At 61.9% G+C, this 17,687-nt stretch carries 18 protein-coding genes; 12 read left to right on the plus strand and 6 right to left on the minus strand.

Features of this window, described 5'->3' with window-relative positions; translation table 11 throughout:
• The first annotated feature begins 1 nt into the window (after position 1).
• From ACQE3M_RS14715 to ACQE3M_RS14730, 4 genes are all read left to right on the plus strand, one after another.
• Positions 2 to 754, plus strand: a complete 753-nt coding sequence (locus ACQE3M_RS14715) for a hypothetical protein (protein WP_430506283.1) — start codon at positions 2 to 4, stop codon at positions 752 to 754.
• Between the two features lie 37 nt (positions 755 to 791).
• The gene (locus ACQE3M_RS14720) at positions 792 to 2,066 is read left to right on the plus strand and encodes an amidohydrolase (RefSeq protein WP_430506284.1); all 1,275 of its coding nucleotides are present in this window, start codon (positions 792 to 794) and stop codon (positions 2,064 to 2,066) included.
• A 350-nt stretch (positions 2,067 to 2,416) separates the two neighbouring features.
• On the plus strand, positions 2,417 to 3,895 hold the full coding sequence (locus ACQE3M_RS14725) for an amidase (protein ID WP_430506285.1): 1,479 nt from the start codon (positions 2,417 to 2,419) through the stop codon (positions 3,893 to 3,895).
• Between the two features lie 261 nt (positions 3,896 to 4,156).
• Positions 4,157 to 5,800 (plus strand): acyl-CoA synthetase, encoded by a 1,644-nt coding sequence (locus tag ACQE3M_RS14730; protein ID WP_430506286.1) that lies wholly within the window; start codon positions 4,157 to 4,159, stop codon positions 5,798 to 5,800.
• Positions 5,801 to 6,728: 928 nt separating this feature from the next.
• Here ACQE3M_RS14730 and ACQE3M_RS14735 read toward each other — a convergent pair.
• Both ACQE3M_RS14735 and ACQE3M_RS14740 read right to left on the minus strand, forming a co-directional pair.
• On the minus strand, positions 6,729 to 7,013 hold the full coding sequence (locus tag ACQE3M_RS14735; protein WP_430506287.1) for a 2Fe-2S iron-sulfur cluster-binding protein: 285 nt from the start codon (positions 7,011 to 7,013) through the stop codon (positions 6,729 to 6,731).
• A gap of 6 nt (positions 7,014 to 7,019) precedes the next feature.
• Positions 7,020 to 7,514: a GNAT family N-acetyltransferase gene (locus tag ACQE3M_RS14740; RefSeq protein WP_430506288.1), complete on the minus strand. Its 495-nt coding sequence runs from the start codon at positions 7,512 to 7,514 to the stop codon at positions 7,020 to 7,022.
• 188 nt (positions 7,515 to 7,702) lie between these two features.
• Between ACQE3M_RS14740 and ACQE3M_RS14745 the strand changes: the two genes are divergently transcribed.
• The 6 genes from ACQE3M_RS14745 (at position 7,703) to ACQE3M_RS14770 (ending at position 11,176) form a co-directional block, all read left to right on the plus strand.
• Entirely contained in the window at positions 7,703 to 8,623 is a 921-nt protein-coding gene (locus ACQE3M_RS14745) for a Phenylacetic acid catabolic protein (RefSeq protein ID WP_430506289.1), read from the plus strand.
• Position 8,624: 1 nt separating this feature from the next.
• Positions 8,625 to 9,020, plus strand: coding sequence for a metal-sulfur cluster assembly factor (locus tag ACQE3M_RS14750; protein WP_430506290.1), 396 nt, complete (start codon positions 8,625 to 8,627; stop codon positions 9,018 to 9,020).
• Between the two features lies 1 nt (position 9,021).
• Positions 9,022 to 9,231 (plus strand): phenylacetic acid degradation PaaB family protein, encoded by a 210-nt coding sequence (locus tag ACQE3M_RS14755; RefSeq protein WP_430506291.1) that lies wholly within the window; start codon positions 9,022 to 9,024, stop codon positions 9,229 to 9,231.
• On the plus strand, positions 9,228 to 9,992 hold the full coding sequence (locus ACQE3M_RS14760; RefSeq protein WP_430506292.1) for a Phenylacetic acid catabolic protein: 765 nt from the start codon (positions 9,228 to 9,230) through the stop codon (positions 9,990 to 9,992). The genes ACQE3M_RS14755 and ACQE3M_RS14760 overlap by 4 nt, the downstream gene beginning before the upstream one ends.
• A complete protein-coding gene (locus ACQE3M_RS14765; RefSeq protein WP_430506293.1) occupies positions 9,992 to 10,174 on the plus strand; it encodes a PaaD-like zinc ribbon domain-containing protein in 183 nt (60 codons plus the stop codon). Before ACQE3M_RS14760 ends, ACQE3M_RS14765 begins: the two co-directional genes overlap by 1 nt.
• A gap of 129 nt (positions 10,175 to 10,303) precedes the next feature.
• Positions 10,304 to 11,176, plus strand: a complete 873-nt coding sequence (locus ACQE3M_RS14770) for an enoyl-CoA hydratase/isomerase family protein (RefSeq protein ID WP_430506294.1) — start codon at positions 10,304 to 10,306, stop codon at positions 11,174 to 11,176.
• A gap of 30 nt (positions 11,177 to 11,206) precedes the next feature.
• Here the strand turns inward: ACQE3M_RS14770 and ACQE3M_RS14775 are convergent, their stop codons facing one another.
• Genes ACQE3M_RS14775 through ACQE3M_RS14790 form a run of 4 tightly spaced genes read right to left on the minus strand, consistent with a single transcriptional unit; the run spans position 11,207 to position 15,654 of the window.
• Positions 11,207 to 12,184 carry an MBL fold metallo-hydrolase gene (locus ACQE3M_RS14775; protein WP_430506295.1) on the minus strand — a complete coding sequence of 326 codons (978 nt, stop codon included), beginning with the start codon at positions 12,182 to 12,184 and terminating at the stop codon, positions 11,207 to 11,209.
• Complete coding sequence (locus ACQE3M_RS14780; protein WP_430506296.1) at positions 12,177 to 13,655, minus strand: UbiD family decarboxylase; 1,479 nt, start codon at positions 13,653 to 13,655, stop codon at positions 12,177 to 12,179. The genes ACQE3M_RS14775 and ACQE3M_RS14780 overlap by 8 nt, the downstream gene beginning before the upstream one ends.
• A complete protein-coding gene (locus ACQE3M_RS14785) occupies positions 13,652 to 15,160 on the minus strand; it encodes a UbiD family decarboxylase (protein ID WP_430506297.1) in 1,509 nt (502 codons plus the stop codon). Before ACQE3M_RS14785 ends, ACQE3M_RS14780 begins: the two co-directional genes overlap by 4 nt.
• Positions 15,157 to 15,654, minus strand: coding sequence for a hypothetical protein (locus ACQE3M_RS14790; RefSeq protein WP_430506298.1), 498 nt, complete (start codon positions 15,652 to 15,654; stop codon positions 15,157 to 15,159). Before ACQE3M_RS14790 ends, ACQE3M_RS14785 begins: the two co-directional genes overlap by 4 nt.
• A gap of 194 nt (positions 15,655 to 15,848) precedes the next feature.
• Here ACQE3M_RS14790 and ACQE3M_RS14795 point away from each other — a divergent pair, with 194 nt between their 5' ends.
• Positions 15,849 to 16,349 carry a MaoC/PaaZ C-terminal domain-containing protein gene (locus ACQE3M_RS14795; RefSeq protein ID WP_430506299.1) on the plus strand — a complete coding sequence of 167 codons (501 nt, stop codon included), beginning with the start codon at positions 15,849 to 15,851 and terminating at the stop codon, positions 16,347 to 16,349.
• 79 nt (positions 16,350 to 16,428) lie between these two features.
• Positions 16,429 to 17,307 carry an acyl-[acyl-carrier-protein] thioesterase gene (locus tag ACQE3M_RS14800; protein ID WP_430506300.1) on the plus strand — a complete coding sequence of 293 codons (879 nt, stop codon included), beginning with the start codon at positions 16,429 to 16,431 and terminating at the stop codon, positions 17,305 to 17,307.
• Positions 17,308 to 17,687: the final 380 nt, after the last annotated feature.

Below are 17,687 nucleotides of genomic sequence, written 5' to 3' on the forward strand. Positions count from 1 at the left end.
GATGTCCGAAAGCAAGAACAACACTGGCGGTGGAGACGTGTCGGAGAGTCGCACAGGCGTGTACGAGAACGAGTTCGTTCCGTACATCAACAAGTGGGGACGGCGGACGAACCTCCTCGCGGTCCTCCTTTCGTTCGGTCCTGCCGTAGTGCTCCTGTCGGTGTTCGGTATCCTCCCACCGACACAGGCCATCACCGGCGCGTTCATCTCGGTTGCGGCAACGTTCGGGATCTTCTGGCTGGTCGAGCCGCTCTCGTATTACCCCGTCCTGGGGATTCCGGGAACGTACATGGCTTTCCTGTCTGGAAACATCTCGAACCTCCGGTTGCCTTGCGCCGCGGCTGCCCAGGAAAGCGCGGACGTGCAAACAGGCACCCAGCAGGGGAGCATCATCTCGACGATCGCGATCTCGGCGTCGATCGGCGTTAATACGGTGCTTTTGGGGGTCGGTGCAGTCGCTCTCGTCTCCGCGTTCCAGGCACTCCCCAGCCTGTGGCAGAACGCACTTGACTCGTACCTTGTTCCGGCAGTATTCGGAGCGATCTTCGCACAGTTCGGCCGTGACTACCCGAAGGTGGCCGGAGTCGGATTCTCGCTCGCGCTGGCAATGACGATGCTGTTGGACCTTGGCTACCTCAACGTCTTCCCCGGATACCCACTTTATATGGTCATCATCGTCTCCGTCTTTGGAACGGTTCTGATCGCTCGCGGGATGTGGGAGCAGGGGCTGATCCACGCACCGGACGACTCGTGAAGTGCTGAACGAACACGACACAGAGAACCCCAGAACGATGGACACGATATCCCACGGAGATTTGCAAGCATGGCGACGAGACTTCCACCAGTATCCGGAACCGGGATGGTGTGAGTTCCGAACGACGACACGGATCGCCGAGGAACTCGAACGGCTGAACGTCGACAGGATCCACGTCGGGAAAGACGCCGTTGACCCGGACGAACGGTTGGGGGTCCCCAGCGAGGACGTGCTGTCGGACTGGTACAGCAGAGCAATGGACGAAACGGACCGCGAGGACGTGTTAGAACAGGTTCGTGGCGGCCACACGGGCGTCGTCGCAGTCGTCGAGAACGGACCCGGTCCGACCGTGGGATTACGTGTCGACATCGATGCGCTCCCGATCACCGAATCCACCGACCCCGACCATCGACCGGCAGCCGACGGATTCCGGTCGACCAACGAGGGATACATGCATGCGTGCGGGCACGACACGCACATCGCGTTCGGACTCGGGACGATCCAGTCGGTCATGCAGTCCGAGTTCAGTGGGACGTTCAAGGTCTTCTTCCAGCCGTCGGAAGAGCTCCTGGGCGGTGGCAAAGCGATGGCCTCGACGCCCCACATCGACGACGTCGAGTATCTGTTCGGCGCGCACGTCGGACTCGATTATCCAACCGGGACGATCGTCTCCGGGCTCGACGAGGCGCTGGCTCTCACTCGAATGGACGTCACGTTCGAGGGCGAAGCTGCCCATGCAGGGTTGGCCCCCAACGAGGGACAAAACGCAGTGCAGGCGTTCGTCGCCGCCGCGGACAACATCTACGGGATCCCTCGCCACAGTGACGGAACCACCCGTGTGAACATCGGTCAGATACGGGCCGACAATGCCGCGAACATCATCGCCGACCGGGTGACCGCCTCGATCGAAGTTCGAGGCGGGTCGACCGAGCTGATGGAGTATATGCGTGATGCAGTGCATCGGCGTGTCGAAACGGCCGGCGAGATGCACGGGTGTACCACCGACATTACTCGAACCGGCGAGTCGATCAGACAGGACAGTGACGAAGCGCTCGTCGACCTCGTCAGTGAGACGGCTGCAACCCAGTCGGGGGCAGAGTCGGTGATTCGGCGGGACGCCCTCGCGGCCAGCGAGGACGCCACGTACCTGATGCAGGCTGTGACGGAGAACGGTGGGGAGGCGACGTACATCGGGATTGGTGGAAGCAACCCGAGTGGGCACCATACGTCGAAATTCGACGTCGACGAGGAGAGTCTCTCCATCGGTGTGGAGGTGCTTTCGAGTTCCGTTCAAAAGCTCCTCTCCTCGTAGCAGCTCATTCGGAATAGTTGACTTTTGGATCGACTAACCCTGGTTTGGTGAGCTGTGTGATCTCAGAACACTGATTCCAGCGTAGGTGTCCCTGGACCGTCCTTCGGAGCTGGTCATTTTCGTTATCACTCCTTGCTCAGTCGTTCGTGGGTGTGAGTACGACTTGATACTCTGTGAGAGCTATGTTTGCGGTGAACTGGGAGCGGTTCCCCCGGCCTCCCGGAAGCGGCTGTCGCTGCCACACGCGGGCCTAAGGATACAGTCACGGCAAGACGTCGCCCCCAGACTGACTCGACGAGGATTAAATACCAACTCGAAAACTGATATCGTCGATAATTATAAATAAACGAATGACAATCTCCGTGTGCATGGCTAACAAAGACATTTGTTACCTGCCAGCAACGGAGATGGCATCGAGAATTAAACGTGGGGACCTGTCCCCGGTCGACGTCGTCGATGCGCACATCGAGCGAATCGAGTCACGTGATGAGGATGTGAACGCCTTCATCCGGCTGTTAAAGGAAGAAGCACGCGAGGAAGCCAGGGAAGCCGAACGAGCCGTCGAAACTGCATCGGACCTGGGACCACTTCACGGAGTGCCGATAGCTGTCAAAGACCTCCTCGGTGCTATGGAGGGAATTCGACACACGAAAGGGGCGAAACCATTGGAGAACGTCGTCGCCGATCATACCGCCATCGCAGTCCAGCGGTTGGAGGACGCCGGTGCAATCGTGGTTGGCAAAACGAACACTCCGGAGTTCGGTCACAAGGGTCAGACCGACAATCTCCTCGCAGGAGAAACACCGTCACCGTTCGATCTGGAGAGGACGTCCGGGGGCTCTTCCGGAGGCAGTGCTGCGGCAGTTGCAGACGGGATGGTACCGCTTGCGACCGGCTCCGATGCTGGGGGATCGTGTCGTATTCCGGCCAGTGCGTGTGGGGTCTTCGGGTACTGTCCGTCCTTTACCCGCGTACCGCACGCTCATCGGCCAAACATGTTCGTTGCGCCGCCCTTTTTCCAGATCGGAACCCTGTCCCGATCCGTTTCCGATGCGGCCGTCATGATGGATGTCATGACCGGTCCGCATCCACGGGATCCGTTCGGTCTGCCCGACGATGGGGTCGATTACATTGACGCGACGCAACGTCCGATTAGTGGGTTGGATATTGCATATAACCCCGATCTGGACGGCCTCTTCCCCATTGATCCTGAAGTACAGTCGGTCGTTGAGGACTCACTCGATGCGTTCGAGACGCTCGATGCAACCGTCGACGAAGTCGAGATCGGCATTGAACAGTCATTTGACGACCTGTGGGACGCGTTTATGGACCATTGGAGTGTCACAATGGCAGGTATCAACGAGGGCGTGAAGGCGGAACACGGCATCGATATGTATGGCGATCACCGAGACGAGTTACCTGACTCGGTCACCGAAAAAATAACGGAGGGAAGAGAGATCGCTGCACTCGACCTTGGTGCGGCACAGGCGACGATTACATCGTTCTTCGATAAGATACAGGACCTTTTCGAGGCGTACGATCTACTGGTGACACCGACCCTGGCGATCGAGCCTCCGAGTACGGAGCACGTGTCTGGACCGAGTGAAATTAACGGTAGAGAGACTCGCGAAGCCTTGGGGTGGTTCCTGACATGGCCGTTTAATTTGACAGCAACCCCAAACGCATCAATTCCGGCAGGGTTCTCTGAGGATGGGCTCCCTATCGGGCTTCAAATAGTCGGCCCTCGCTACGAGGATGAACGGGTGTTCGCCGCGAGTGCTGGTTTCGAAAGAGTCAATCCGTGGTCTGACGCGTATCCACCGAGATAGGCTGCCGAGGCGATCGGGTGCTCATCGACGATACCAGCGGAGTTTTTCTACGCAAAATTCTCAGGGAGACCGACAGCAGCAGGGTCTCACCCAGATCGGTACCAGACCGGTTGACCGAGTTGCGCTCCACCGGTCTCTCCTGAGGGTCGCGTTTGCCCATCACCGGCCCCGCGAGACGTACAGTTTCTTCAGATAACATGTCACTCCTTGTTGGTGGAACCGTTAGGTATATAACGAAAACACATGATGAATGATCCGTATATGCAAGAAAGTCTCACGGAGGAGTATCTACCGAGCGACTCGGTAGCTCCCGACAGCGTCCATTCGCTGCCCGAGCAGCACTACCCCAAACGGATCAACGTCGTCGACGAGCTAGTCGATAAACACGTCCGGGAGGGTCGTGGCGACAACGTCGCGATCTACTTCGAAGACCAGGAGATCACGTACGCGGAGCTTCAGGAACAGGTGAACCGATTAGGGAATGCACTTCGGGACCTCGGGGTCGAACCAGGAGACCGGGTCGTTGCTCGGTTCCCCAATCGCCCGGAGGCGATCGTCACGTGTCTGGCGATCCAGAAGATCGGGGGGGTTGCGCTCCCGTCGATGAAGCTGCTCCGTGCGAAGGAGCTGGAGTACATCATCAACAACGCCGAGGCGACCGCGGTTGTCGTCTACGACGGCTTGCTCGACGAAGTAGACAACGCGTTGCCGAACCTCGAAACGGTCGAGAACGTGATCGTCGCCGAGCGCAACGGCGTCGACCACGACCACCAGAGCTACGACGAACTCATCGAGGCGGCCGACGACCAACTGGAGGCCCACGACACGGAGCGTGACGACCTCGCGCTGATGCTGTACACGAGCGGGACAACGGGCCGGCCGAAAGGTGCAGTCCACACTCACCGGAACGTGCTCTCGACCGCCGATGGATACGCACGCTATTGTCTGGAGCCGACCGAAGACGACGTCTTCGGGGGGAATCCGCCACTTCCGTTCGCGTACGGCTATGGCGACCTCGTCACCTTCCCACTACGGTTTGGTGCCAGTACGAGCCTCGTCGAGGACGCCAGCCCCGGTGACCTGCTGGAAGCGGTCGAGGACCACGGAATCTCGATCCTCGCGTCGATTCCGACCGGTTTCAACCAGATCCTCGAACAGCATCCGAACGGCCCGGAGGAGTACGACGTCTCGTCGCTCCGACTCGGTCTCAGTGCCGGCGAACCGCTGACGCCGACGACCTTCGAGAACTTCAAATCCGAATACGGGGTCGACCTGCTTGACGGCATCGGAACGACGGAAATGCTCCACATCTTCATCAGTCACCGTCACGATGAAGAGATCGACCCCAGTGCCACCGGCTTCCCGGTGCCGGGATACGAATGCAAGATCATCGACCCCGACACTGGTGAAGACCTCGAACGGGGAGAATCCGGACTGCTCGCCGTTCGTGGACCGACCGGGATGGAGTACTGGAACAGGCCGGACAAACAACAGGAGGTGACCCAGGATGGCTGGTCGATCCCGGGCGACATCTTCGTGCAGCGCGAGGACGGGCGCTTCGAGTACAAGTCCCGTAGCGACGACCTCATTATTTCCAGCGGGTACAACATCCCTGGCCCGGAAGTCGAGACAGTCATCGAGGAGCACGAATCTGTTTCCGAGGTCGCTGTCGTTGGGAGTCCCGACCAGCAACGTGGCGAAATCGTGAAGGCGTTCGTCGTCCGCGGAGAGAACGAAACGGACGACGACGAACTGGTCGAGGAGATCCAGAACCACGTGAAAAACACCCTCGCACCGTATAAGTACCCCCGCGAGGTCGTGTTCTGCAGTTCGCTGCCACGGACGGACACCGGAAAGATCCGCCGCACCGAACTCCGCGAACAGGAACAAGCACAAGCACCATGAGAACCTCGTCCAGGTCACTGCTGACCCAGTAATCCCGGCCCTCCCCAAGAGTCGCCGATCTCTCACCAGCGGACGAACCGATGTTCGTGGGCTTGCGGCTTTTCCTCGTGGTCTTTGCGGACTGTTCCGTCGACGCGTGGACCTGCCTGCCTCTCCAGACGGTGAGTAGCTCACCGTTCGATTCAACCGCAGCAGGTGACCGGACGTGAGAGGCTCCGACAGCGCTCAGAGCCAATATCAACGATGCCCTCGTCGATTGCTGACCGGACCGGTCGGCGGGCGATGTCGAACCACAGACCAGCGTAATCGTATACCGAATACGTATACACCTTGTTTCACGTCGCGCCACACGTCTTCCGCCCGGTAGCGGTCCCGACAAAAGATCGGCTCGCTATCTGGAAACCACAGCCCGAACAAGCCAACAGGCAGGACCTCGGCCATCGGTATTACAAATTTACTAGTGTAATGACCTTTTGATTCGTCTCGCTCGTTCATCGACGGACCGCATCGCGTCGCGATCAGCTTCGGCTATGAAAGCTTACAACAGTATGGCTGTCAGCTAATTCGGTGGCACATTCGAACAGCACCACCAACTGGATCGGGACGGACAGAGCGTCGAGCTGGGTGCGGTCTTCCCGATGGAAGCCGATGTAGTCCCGGAACCTTACGAATACACCTACCGTATACACTCTGCGCACTTCTTCGGGACGGGACGTCGACGTGCCGCCGACGGCGGTGCAACTCCCCAGCGATGCCGATAGCCGATCGACGAGCCACCGTAGTTGAGATTTGACAGGCACGAGTGACCGGCGGTACGGACAGGTGGAGACAGTGTATCGACGCAACCGAACACGGATACACGACCTGATAGTAAACGCGGGCGCGTCCGCAACGACAAACAGACGATGAGAGACGAAGCGGCCTCGAATCAGGGGCTTTCGTCGGTCCTGATCTGGAGGTCGGAGCGGGGTTTCGCGATGCAGGTGAGGGCATACCCTTCCTCCTTTTCGCTGTCGGAGAGGAACATCCCCTCCGTCTGATCGACTTCCCCCTCCTCCACGATCATCGCACTGCATACGCCGCAGACGCCCATTCGACACTGATAGGGAGGTGTCAATCCCGCTTCCTCGGCCGCTTCGAGGATCGGCTTGTTCTCGGGCACCTCGATCGTCCGGCCCTCGTCGACGAATTCTACGGAGTAGGTTTCAACCATCGGTAGCTACTCCTGTTCGATCGACCGCTCGAATACGTGCTCGACCGGCTCGAAGCCCTCGGACTCGTAAAATTCCTCGGACCACTCGTCGCCGTGGATAACGTCGACCCGGTAGAAGTCGATTTCCTTCGACGACTGAGTGAACCACTCGTGGACCTCCTCGAGCAGTGCCGCGCCAAGGTTGTTCCCGCGATGGGCCTCGCTGACGAAGTGGCCGTTGATGTACCCGTGGTCCTGGATCCTGAAGATCGGATGGTTCCCGGTGATGCGTGCCTCGAGCACCCCAACGAGCTCGCCCGTTTCCTCGTGTTCGGCGACGATAACGGTCCCGTACTTCGAATCGACGAGCTGGTTCTCAAAGTACTTGAGCCACCGCTCGTCCGCGTCCTCCTTGTGGTCGTAGCGGTCGTCGTGCTCCGAGAGGTGATCCGTGAACCCGTGCCACAGTTCTAACAGCTCGGTCCCATCGCTTGTCGTCGCCTCGCGTATCTTGTACGCCATGATACACCGTCTAAGCCGGACTGACAAAAAATGCATTGGTCGGAGGTATCGGTGCGGACGCGTGTCCGGGGAGAACGAACACGGAGAACCCCGGAAAGTGCCGAAAAAGCCGATATCGGCCGATACAGGAACCGTATACAGCAAACAATTATAACCATGGAGGTGAAACGGGTGAATGAAATAGCGCCATGCCAACAGAGAAACAATTCAAGGAGGAGCTGCAGAACGGGCGAATGATCGAATCCACCGAGGAGATGACCGACGGCTACAAGGAGGCGCTCAAACAGATACTGATCGTCTCCGGGGATACGGAGCTGATGAGCGCCCCCGCGTACTACGATCAGTCACTCAACGCCCCGTCGATGGACGCCCGGGCCTCCTGTATCAGCGTCATTCAGGACGAGCTGGGCCACGGTCACATTGCCTATCGACTGCTGGAAGACCTGGGCGAGGACCGACACGATCTCATCTACGAGCGCGAACCCCACGAGTTCCGCAACACGTACGGGTTCGACCAGCACCTCGAGAACTTCGCCGAGCTGGTAACTGCCCACGGCCTGTTCGACCGTGCAGGGATCGTGCTGCTCAGCGACATTCACGAGAACACCTCCTACGCCCCGTGGAAGCGTGCGCTCACGAAAGTGAGCAAGGAAGAGCAGTTCCACCTCCGACACGGCGAAACGTGGATGCGCCGACTCGCCAACAACAGCGAGAAGACCCGCCGACAGCTCCAGGAGGCCGTCGACTGGATGTTCCCGATGGGTGTCGAGTGGTTCGGCATGCCTGACGACAAGAAGAAGCACGACGATCAGCTCGAGTACCGGATCAAGGGCAAGTCGAACGACGAGCTCCGGCAGGACTGGCTCTCCCGGGCGATGCCGTTGATGGACGAACTGGACCTGAACGTGCCGGCCCATTACGACAATGAGCAGGAGAAGTACGTGCTCGATTACGACATGCCGGTGGCGTTCGATGCCGACAACAAGGAGTGGCACTTCGACGACCCGATCTCCTGGTCGGACGTCATGGACCGATGGCGGTCCCGCGGCCCAGCCAACGAAAAGTACGTCAACATGATCCAGTCCGGCACGGTCGACGTGGAAGTCTAACATGTCCAGCGCATCATCGGAAGCCGACGACCTGTCCACGACGTCGCTGAGCGGCGACTTCGTGGTAGAGCAGCGATCCGACGCGTCGCCGTTCGAGGAGCGGCTGTGGGGCGTCCTCGACGAGATCCCTGACCCACATATCCCGGTCAGTCTCGTCGAGATGGCGATGATCTACGACGTCGACGAGAACGACGGGCACGTCACGGTGGAGATGTCGTTCCCCTGCATGGGCTGTCCCGCCTACGACATGATCCACAACGACGTCGAAAGCTGTCTGACCGTCATCGACGGCGTGGACGAGGTCGACATCGAGGTCGTCTGGGACCCGGTCTGGTCGAAGGACATGCTCTCCCCCGAAGTGAGAGAGAAGATGAACGAATCAGGAATCAGCCTCTAACATGAAATATCAAGTATTTGCACGCGTGAACCAGGGTGACGACACCATCCACATCGGAAACGTCACTGCCAAGTCGGATCGTCTCGCGAAAGTGTATGCCCGAAACACCTTCAACGAGGAGGACTGGGACCGCCTCGCCGTCGTCAGGGAGAGTAACCTCCTCGACGTCGAGGGCGAAGCCAGGCCGACGGTCGAGGTGAGTGCGGAATGAGCGACTGGCCCGAACCGGCGGTCGACTACGTGCAGGCGATCACCGACACGAAGATCATCCTCGGGCAGCGGTACGCCCAGTGGAGCCTCGCGGGTCCCTCACTCGAGGACGACATTGGCGGGGCCAGCGCGGCCCAGGAGGAGATCGGCCACGTTCGGCAGCTCGTTCGCGAGCTCGAGGGGCAGGGCCGCGACGCCGACTGGCTCAACGGGAACCGGGAGCCGGAGGAGTTCGCCAACGCGGCGTCGCTCGATCGGATCGACGGCAACTGGCCGGTGTACCTCGCCTCGATCGCTCCCGCCGACCGCGCTGCCTGGTACATGCTCGACGCGATCGACCGCGACGATCTGGATGGCCTGATCACCAAGATCGGCGAGGACGAGTACTTCCACCTGGAGTACCACGACGCCCGCCTCCAGACCCTGGCAGCCGAGGATCCCGAGACGATCCAGGCTACTCTCGAGGAAACGCTCCCGCAGGCGCTCGCGCTCATTGGGCCGGCCGGCCACGACGAGTCGGCCGACCCGCTGTACGGCGCCGGGTTCACCGACCGGCCTGTCGCCGAGCTCCGCGAGGCGTTCGCGGATCACTACCGGGACCTCTTCGCTGACACCGACGTCTCGCTGGCGGACGTCGACTGGGACGCCCCGCAAGCCGAGGAGTGGAACGAGACGCGGCGCCGTGTCGATTCCGGGACGATCGCCGACGCAGACGTCACGCAGATCAGCGGCGAAGAGAACGAACTGTTCGCGATGAACTGATGGCAGTGACAAACCAGCATTCCGAACGCGACGTCACCTGTCCGTTCTGTGAGTCGACGGACACGGAACAGGAGTCTGCCTTCGGGAGCGAGATCTCGAAGACGCAGTACTACTGCAACGGCTGTCGTACGGTCTTCGAGCGGATCAAGTACGACGGGCAAAACCCGGACACCGGCCGCTAGAAAACCCATCGATAACGGGGGTCGTTCAGTCCTACCCCGACCAGCATTTGCTATATTCAGCGCCTCTATTGCCAGATTTGTTCTCATTTGGGAAGCTTTTATAATGTAGGAGTTCGACTGTGGTTCTGTATGACGCTCCGACCATTCGACGAGCTCGAACTAGAGTATTTCACGACCGAAGTAGACAACCACGTGGGGGTGCTCCGCCTCGATCGGCCGCCGGCGAACGCCCACGACATCGACGTCCTGCTCGAGCTGCAGCGCGCTGTCGAGTCGATCCGGTTCGACGAGAACGTGCGCGCCGTCCTGTTCGGCAGCGCCAACGACACGTTCTTCTCGACCGGGTTCGACATCCAGGAGCTCGACGAGGAGTCGGGCCAGCAGGTCGGGTACGCGAGCCAGACCAGCAAGGAGGTGATGATGAAGATCCGGTCCACGGACACGATCTTCATCGCGATGGTCAACGGTCACTGTATGGGCGGTGGCCTCGAACTCGCGCTCGCGTGTGACTTCCGGTACGTCGGTAACGACGAGAGTTACAACGTCGGCATGCCGGAGATCCACCTCGGGCTCATCGCCGGCGAAGCCGGAACGCAGCTGCTGCCCCGCTACATCGACCGGTCGGAGGCACTCGAGATGATGCTCACCGGCGAGACGTTCACGCCGGAGGAAGCCACCGAGAAGGGGATCTTCGACAAGATCTTCCCGCCGGAGGAGATCGAAGACGCGGCGTTCGAGTTCGCCGAGGAGATCGTCAAGAAGCCGAGTGTCGCCGTCGGCAACAACAAGCTCGCGGTCAACGAGGGGCTGGAGATGCCCCTGCAGGACGCGCTGGTCCACGAGCGCGAGCTCCAGAACCGCCTGCTCGGTTCCGACGTCGCGGAGGAAGGCGTCTCAGCGTTCCTCGAGGACCGCGAGCCCGACTTCCTCGGCGTCGAACTCGGCGACAAGGAGCCCGGCGAAGAGGCGACCGACGAAACGGAGCCCATCGCCAACGAGTAGGCCACAGCGTCAGTCACCCTCCATTTGGCCCTACCTTTCCGTTTCCAGTCCTGCAGCAGGTGCTAGCGAGCGGTCCGTCGGGTACGCGTCGACTCGTCCCCGAAACCGGACCGGTGGCCCATCGAGACGCTCGACGACGTCCAGGGCGGCGAGCCGCCGGAGATGGGCAGCGGCCTCGCCGGCACCGAATTTCGCATGAATACCGGACAGCTCACCGAACAGCGCCGTAGCCACTGTCCACGGAGTGGGCGACTCCTCGGCGTCGGCGACCGCCGTGAATGCAGCGGCGGCACGCTCGCGATGGTGTTGCCGCACCGCCGGAACCGCCGAATGAATGTCGACCGTCGTCCCGTGGCCCGGGTAGGCCGTCCGGTCGGTCGCCTCGACCCGGCGCAGCGACTCGAGGTATCGGCCCAGCGGATCGGCAAGTCGCGTGTCGCTGCCGCCGACGTTCGGTGTGTACGTCGGTAACAGCAGGTCGCCGAGGAACAGCTCCGACTCGGTCCGGAGCGAGGCGTGGCCGGCGGTGTGCCCCGGGGTGTGAACGAATTCGATCCCGCCGACCCGATCGCCGTCGTCGTGGCACTGAACCGGATAGGTGTCCGGGATCGGTGACGGATCGTCGCCGTCGGCGACCTCGTCACGAATCGGTTCCGGAACACCCCAGCGTTCGAGCGTCTGGCGGTCACGCTGCACGCGTCGCTTCCTGTTGCTTGCATAGTCGCCGACGAGCGGGGCGTCCCGCCGGTGGAGATGCACCGTCGCATCCGCGTGTTCGGCGAGCCGGCAGGCGAGCCCGGCGTGGTCAGCGTGCCAGTGAGTGACGAATATCCGCTCCACGTCGGCAAGCTGTCGGCCGGCCGCTGCGAGCCCGTCGCGGAGGTCGTGCCACGCCCCGTCCGTCGGCGGGCCGGGATCGACGAGCGCGCTCTCGGTCGGCAGGAAGTATGCGGAGTTCGTCCCTTCCGGTGTGCCATCGCCGACGGGGATCCGGACCGGCTCAGTCATGGTCGGTGAACCGGTCGGGGCCGATCGCGCTATCGAGACCGAGCTCGTCCCATCGGTCAGCGAGCGATGCGAGGACGTCTTCGGAGTACGAGGTCTCCATCGTCACCCGGGGCGCGATGTACTCTTCATCCCAGCGCGGGTCCCACGTGGCGTTGATGTAGAGCCGTGACCCGGCCTCGTCCTCGCGGTAGACCGGCGCGGCCGCACTGGACGCGTTCGACTCGCTGAACACCCAGTCGTTCGCCGGGTGCGCCTTTACCCACATGTCGTCCAGGGCGCGGGCGAGGTCGGTCGGATCTGCCTGTTCGTCGACGACGAGCACCTTGTCGAAGAGGTCGGAGAAGGAAAACAGCGTGTTCGCCAGTTGCCACTCGAAGCCGGCGTACAGGATCTCGCTCGAGACGATACAGAGACCGAGACGGCCCTCGACCGGGATCTGGATCCAGCGCACTGGAGAGACTCCCCAGTAGTTGTTCACCCGCCGATACAGTTTCACGGACTCGGCCAGACAGGCCAGGTGGATGTCGTCGGCCAACGGTACGTCGCGCGGCGCGAACGGCACCGTCGAGCTATCTCGAGTCGCGACCGTCGTCGTCCGCAGCCCGACAGTCGTCGTCTCGCATCCGACCTCCCAGGCTGCGCCACGGACCGTCGCAGTGGCTTCCGAATCCGATGCCGTCGAGTGGTGGTTCCCCGAGCCGTCGACCCCGCGGCCGTTCGGGCCCTCGTGCGTGGGGATAGCTAGCTGGCCGTCGATCCGAACCTCAGCGTCGGCTGGAACGGCTCGCCCGTCGACGCTCGCCAGCGGGACGTCGTTCAACCCGGCGGCCAGCGCTGGCGCCTCCGGGGTCGGCTGGCCCTGTGTCCAGGCCTGCAGCGCAGCGAGTAGCGCCGCGGCCGGCACGCCGAGCACGACGCTCGCCTCGGAACGCGGCGAACACCACTCGGCGAACGTCCGCGGAACCGAAAGTCGAAGTTCGCCGCTTCGTCGGCTCCGCCCTGCGATGGGCGCCCACGTCGTTGTCCCGTCCACCACCGTGGCGATCACGCCGAGTGAGACCAGGGGGACACCTTCACGTGTCGTCGGCAGTCCGAGGTCGTACAGATCAGCACCGTCGCGAACCGTCGCCTCCGGCTCCGCAACGAAGTGCTCATCGACGGGGGCAGGCTCCCAGTCAGCGAGCCGATCCAGCAGGTCGACGTACGACCCGTTCGATTGCTGATCGAGCGCGCGAGCGATGCGGTCCCACGGCTCCTGGTCGCTCGGGGCGAACTGGTCGGGCCCGCCGTAGACGCCGCTCGCCAGCTGCACGATGCCGGGAGTCTCGGCGAATCGAACGACCGGGCACCCGTGCCGGATCGCCTCCGACGCGACGACCTCCGCCGTCCCGTCCCAGTGAACCGATTCAGTCACGTCGACGACGTCGTCGGTATCCCGAAGTCTCTCGAGATGGTCCCGAACCGCGGTCATCGGTCCACCTCCGTCCGCGCAAACGGGAGATCGTCCGTCTCCAGGCCAGCCCGCTCGAGGATCTGTCGCGCCCGGTACCGCCGGTCGACGTCGTCGGCATCCTCGGTGGCGCGGCCAGTGGGGCGGAATACGTCGTCGCTGCTCGTCGCATCGATGTACGCCTTCGCGGTCTTCGCCTTCGAGGTACCGGTCTGGATGTCCCCTTTCTCCGTGGGGGTCTGGTAGATGTTCAGTGGCACCTTCGGCATCGTCTCGACGCCGAACTGATGGAAGTCCGAGTCGGGGTCCGCATGCAGCGACAGCGCCTCTATCACCGCGCGCTGGTCGAGCGGATCGACGTCCTCGTCAACGAACACGAAGAAGTCGACGTGCAGCATGCCCCACGTCGTGAAGATGAAGTTCGCCATGTCGTGGAGATAGCTCGGGTCGGTTTTCTCCGTCGAGATGACGTACACCGTCCGCGGCGTCGACTGCCACGGCGCACAGCATTCGACGTCGAACCCGGCGGTCCGGAGGCCCAGTGTGGCGTCCGGACCCACGCAGCCGACTTCCATCGAGCTCGTCGTATTCTCCGTCTCACCGACGCCGGTGCCCTCGACGCAGAACGGGATGATCGGGTCCTCGCGGCTGGTTATCCCCGTCACCCGAAACAGTGGCATCGACCGACGAGGGCCGTGCATGTAGCCGAAGTAGTCGCCGAACGGCCCCTCGTCTCGGCGCTCGTTCGGCAGTATCTCTCCCTCGATGACGAGTTCGGCGCTCGCTGGCACCATGAGGTCGTTCGTTTCACAGGGAACGAGGTCGACGGGTTCGCGCTTCAGCCCGCCGGCGTACTCCGCCTCGTTTCTGCCCGTCGGGATCCACATGACGGAGGTGTACTGGACGGCCGGTTCGACGCCGACGGCGATCGCGACGGGCATCGGCTCGTTGCGCCGTTCGTACTTGTAGTAGTAGAGGTTCGGCGTCTGTTCGCCCGCCAGCAGCAGGACGCTCGACGTGTCGCCGTCGTGGATCATCGACCGGTGGTACGACCAGTCGACCCACTCGGAGTCCGGATCGGGGGTGATGAGTGTGTGGAGGTTCGAGTAGCGGCCCCCATCGCCGGCGTGGATGTATGGCCAGGGATACTCCAGCAGGTCGACGTCGTCGCCCGTCTGCACGTGCTGCTTACATGGCGCGTTCTCCGGCGAGACCGCTCGTGGCTCGATCGGGTCCTTCAGCCGGTCGATCACGGACTCGTAGAACTCCTCGTAGGAGAGATCGGACGGGAGCCCGAGCCCAAGTGCAATTCGGTCCCACGGTCGACGTTGGGAGCCGCGGTATGGGTCCCCGACGAGCCGAGCGTTGTCGACGTCCTCGAATAACGGCACGTCGCCGTCGGCCTCGTTTAACAGGAGCGTCACGGCACTCGCCTCCAGGTTCCACGAGACGGACTCGTCGATCCGGTGGAGGTCGTTTCGCGACTCCAGGGTCCGGAGGTACTCCCGGAGACTGTCGGCAGTCATTCTCCCTCGTGAAGCTCGCTCGCCAGTTCGGTCCGTTCAGATTCTACCTTGAGGTCGATGTACTCACTCACCAGGTCCGGGTAGGCGTCGGAGAGGTACTCGAGCATGATCGTCCGGCTGGCCTCCGACACCGACTCAAACTCCCCTCGCTCGGTGAGGTATTGCAACAGCGTCTTGACCTCTTTCGACCGGGTGTTGATCACCGTCGTCTGGTCATCAACCTGTTCCATCGTCGATTCCAGTAGTTCGACGTCGATCCGGTCGCCGTTGTCCGTCTCGATCACCTCTATATACCACTCCTCCTCGATATTTTCGTGCGGCCCCTTGACGACAGTGAGTTCCTCGGGATCGGTGAGGTTCTCCGGGTCCTGGTCGATCCGGGCCTTGACGTCGAAGATCTCCTTTGTCCGTTCGTCGCTTACCTGCAGCCGGATCTCCTCCCCCGTGGGATCCGCTGGCAAGTCGTTTTCGGACGTGACGTACTTTCCTGCCATTGTTGTGCTGGGGTTGTATACGGTGTTCAATAAAACCTACACTAAGATTCGAAGAGAATTCGACGAATATCGACCGACGGACGCCGTCGGTTTGCGGTGAACGCGATCGTGAGCGGGTGACGGACAACACGCGGCAGTGGCTGCTGCGTCCGAAAGGGCCACACTCATGGGAGGTGACATCGTCTCGCTACCTGATGACCGAGTCAAATACGGAGACGCTATACCTCGAGGACATCGAGGAGCGGACGATCCAGTGCGGCGAAGTGGAGGTCACGGCGGACGAGATCCGCGAGTTCGCCGAGCAGTTCGACCCCCTGCCGATCCACACGGATCCGGAGGCGGCCGCCGAAAGTCGCTACGACGGGCTCATCGCCAGCGGCTACCATACGCTGTCGCTCTCCGTCCGGCTGTTGGTCGACGCAGTCCGGAGCCGTCGGGCGGTCGTCGCGGGGCTGGGCATTGACGACGTCCGGTGGCACGCACCGGTCAGGCCCGGCGACACGCTCGTCGTCGAGACGACGGTGCTTGAGACGCGCCCGTCGGAGAGCGACCCATCGACCGGCGTCGTTCACGAGCGGATCACGGCAGAGAAGTCGGACGGAACCGAGGTCCTGTCCCTCGAAAATCACGAGCTCGTGGAACGGCGCGACGTGGAACCCGACGACGCGGCGGCCGATTCGCCCGGAGAGCAGTGACACGGGGGGCGGCCAACAGCGACAGGACCCATTTGCCGTTTCCTGTACCCTTCTTGTGGTAGGTCCAGTAGAACAGGGTATGGAAACCATCGCGGACAGACGAGTGTACTTCGGCGAGTTCGCTGGACCGCTCGCCCACGGATCAGCGATTTTCGACTGGCAGCTGATATCGACGCAGGAACTAGTAGCGGCGTTCGACCATCCGTTCGCGGCGATCCTCGCGGACGACGGGATCCCGTACGCACCGGTCGTCGTCGACGCGACCGTCCACCGCTACCCGGCGATCGGCGACGTGATAACCGTCGACACTACCCCGGTCGCTGTCGGGGAATCGAGCCTCGATCTCCGGTACGAAGTGACCGACGGCGACGGGCAGCCGATCGCGACGGTGACCGCGACGCACGTGACGATCGCGTCCGACGGGACGGCACTGTCCCTTCCCAATGCAGTGCGCGAGGGATATGCCGACGCCTGCGTCACCGACGGTAACTCCGGTCCGCAGCGAACGCCCGATACGCCGGCAACCGCGGACGATACCGATACTGCCGTCACCGCCGAGTCTGCGTCGCATCCATCGTACGAGACGACGGTCCCGATCCGGAGCCCCCACATAGAGGGCGCCGAGCTGGCGTACTTCGAGGAGTATCCACGGTTCGCCGGGGACGCCCTCGAGGCGTTCGTCGCGAAGCAGGGAACGAGTACCGGTGCCCTGAGCGATGAGAAGCAACCGTACAAGCTTCGCAGCTGGCAGTGGGAATTCAAGGCACCGGTTCGGTTCGAATCGAACCTTCACGTCGACTGCGAGGTCGTCGCCGTCGACAGCGACGTGATCCGCGTCGCCCACGAGTTCTCCAGCGACGGCACGACGAACATCGAGGGCGTCACCGAGTACGGCTGTTTCGACAGTGCAGGTGAGCCGACGACGTTCGACGAGTCGATGCTCGACCCGTTTCGGTGAGCCGCCGCCGAAAACTCACACGCACCCGGAAGCTCCGGCGAGGCGAGTTTTCAGTTGCTGTAGCAGTTAGCGATAACCGGCTATACGGACCAATATATCATTTTTAAGTATAACTAAGGCTTTTGACTGATATGGCATCAGGTGCTGTGGTATCCAGTCGTACCACCGTGGCCACGAGCCCTCGGCGGAACGTCTCCCGTACAGGCAGCAGCGCTCGAACCGCGATTGGCCTGCTGTCACTGGGTTATCGCTCCCCAGAATGACTCTGGGGGTTCTGAACGGCGTTACCATGGGAGTATCAGTGGTTGCGGTGCACTCAATATCCTCGCTCCCGTAGCGGGACCCAGTGAGTCAGAACGTTATTGCAGTTCTCTTCGGCG

The sequence above is a fragment of the Halosubterraneus shenae genome, assembly GCF_050510935.1.
Lineage (GTDB): Archaea > Halobacteriota > Halobacteria > Halobacteriales > Haloferacaceae > JBDGPU01.

What these genes read in the sequence shown, in the direction of transcription:
- ACQE3M_RS14770 (WP_430506294.1), top strand. Translation starts at nt 10,304, where the DNA reads ATGACGCTCCGACCATTCGACGAGCTCGAACTAGAGTATTTCACGACC.
- ACQE3M_RS14750 (WP_430506290.1), top strand. Translation starts at nt 8,625, where the DNA reads ATGTCCAGCGCATCATCGGAAGCCGACGACCTGTCCACGACGTCGCTG.
- ACQE3M_RS14760 (WP_430506292.1), top strand. Translation starts at nt 9,228, where the DNA reads ATGAGCGACTGGCCCGAACCGGCGGTCGACTACGTGCAGGCGATCACC.
- ACQE3M_RS14775 (WP_430506295.1), bottom strand. Translation starts at nt 12,184, where the DNA reads ATGACTGAGCCGGTCCGGATCCCCGTCGGCGATGGCACACCGGAAGGG.
- ACQE3M_RS14765 (WP_430506293.1), top strand. Translation starts at nt 9,992, where the DNA reads ATGGCAGTGACAAACCAGCATTCCGAACGCGACGTCACCTGTCCGTTC.
- ACQE3M_RS14735 (WP_430506287.1), bottom strand. Translation starts at nt 7,013, where the DNA reads ATGGTTGAAACCTACTCCGTAGAATTCGTCGACGAGGGCCGGACGATC.
- ACQE3M_RS14725 (WP_430506285.1), top strand. Translation starts at nt 2,417, where the DNA reads ATGACAATCTCCGTGTGCATGGCTAACAAAGACATTTGTTACCTGCCA.
- ACQE3M_RS14795 (WP_430506299.1), top strand. Translation starts at nt 15,849, where the DNA reads ATGACCGAGTCAAATACGGAGACGCTATACCTCGAGGACATCGAGGAG.
- ACQE3M_RS14740 (WP_430506288.1), bottom strand. Translation starts at nt 7,514, where the DNA reads ATGGCGTACAAGATACGCGAGGCGACGACAAGCGATGGGACCGAGCTG.
- ACQE3M_RS14720 (WP_430506284.1), top strand. Translation starts at nt 792, where the DNA reads ATGGACACGATATCCCACGGAGATTTGCAAGCATGGCGACGAGACTTC.
- ACQE3M_RS14785 (WP_430506297.1), bottom strand. Translation starts at nt 15,160, where the DNA reads ATGACTGCCGACAGTCTCCGGGAGTACCTCCGGACCCTGGAGTCGCGA.
- ACQE3M_RS14730 (WP_430506286.1), top strand. Translation starts at nt 4,157, where the DNA reads ATGCAAGAAAGTCTCACGGAGGAGTATCTACCGAGCGACTCGGTAGCT.
- ACQE3M_RS14745 (WP_430506289.1), top strand. Translation starts at nt 7,703, where the DNA reads ATGCCAACAGAGAAACAATTCAAGGAGGAGCTGCAGAACGGGCGAATG.
- ACQE3M_RS14755 (WP_430506291.1), top strand. Translation starts at nt 9,022, where the DNA reads ATGAAATATCAAGTATTTGCACGCGTGAACCAGGGTGACGACACCATC.
- ACQE3M_RS14790 (WP_430506298.1), bottom strand. Translation starts at nt 15,654, where the DNA reads ATGGCAGGAAAGTACGTCACGTCCGAAAACGACTTGCCAGCGGATCCC.
- ACQE3M_RS14715 (WP_430506283.1), top strand. Translation starts at nt 2, where the DNA reads ATGTCCGAAAGCAAGAACAACACTGGCGGTGGAGACGTGTCGGAGAGT.
- ACQE3M_RS14800 (WP_430506300.1), top strand. Translation starts at nt 16,429, where the DNA reads ATGGAAACCATCGCGGACAGACGAGTGTACTTCGGCGAGTTCGCTGGA.
- ACQE3M_RS14780 (WP_430506296.1), bottom strand. Translation starts at nt 13,655, where the DNA reads ATGACCGCGGTTCGGGACCATCTCGAGAGACTTCGGGATACCGACGAC.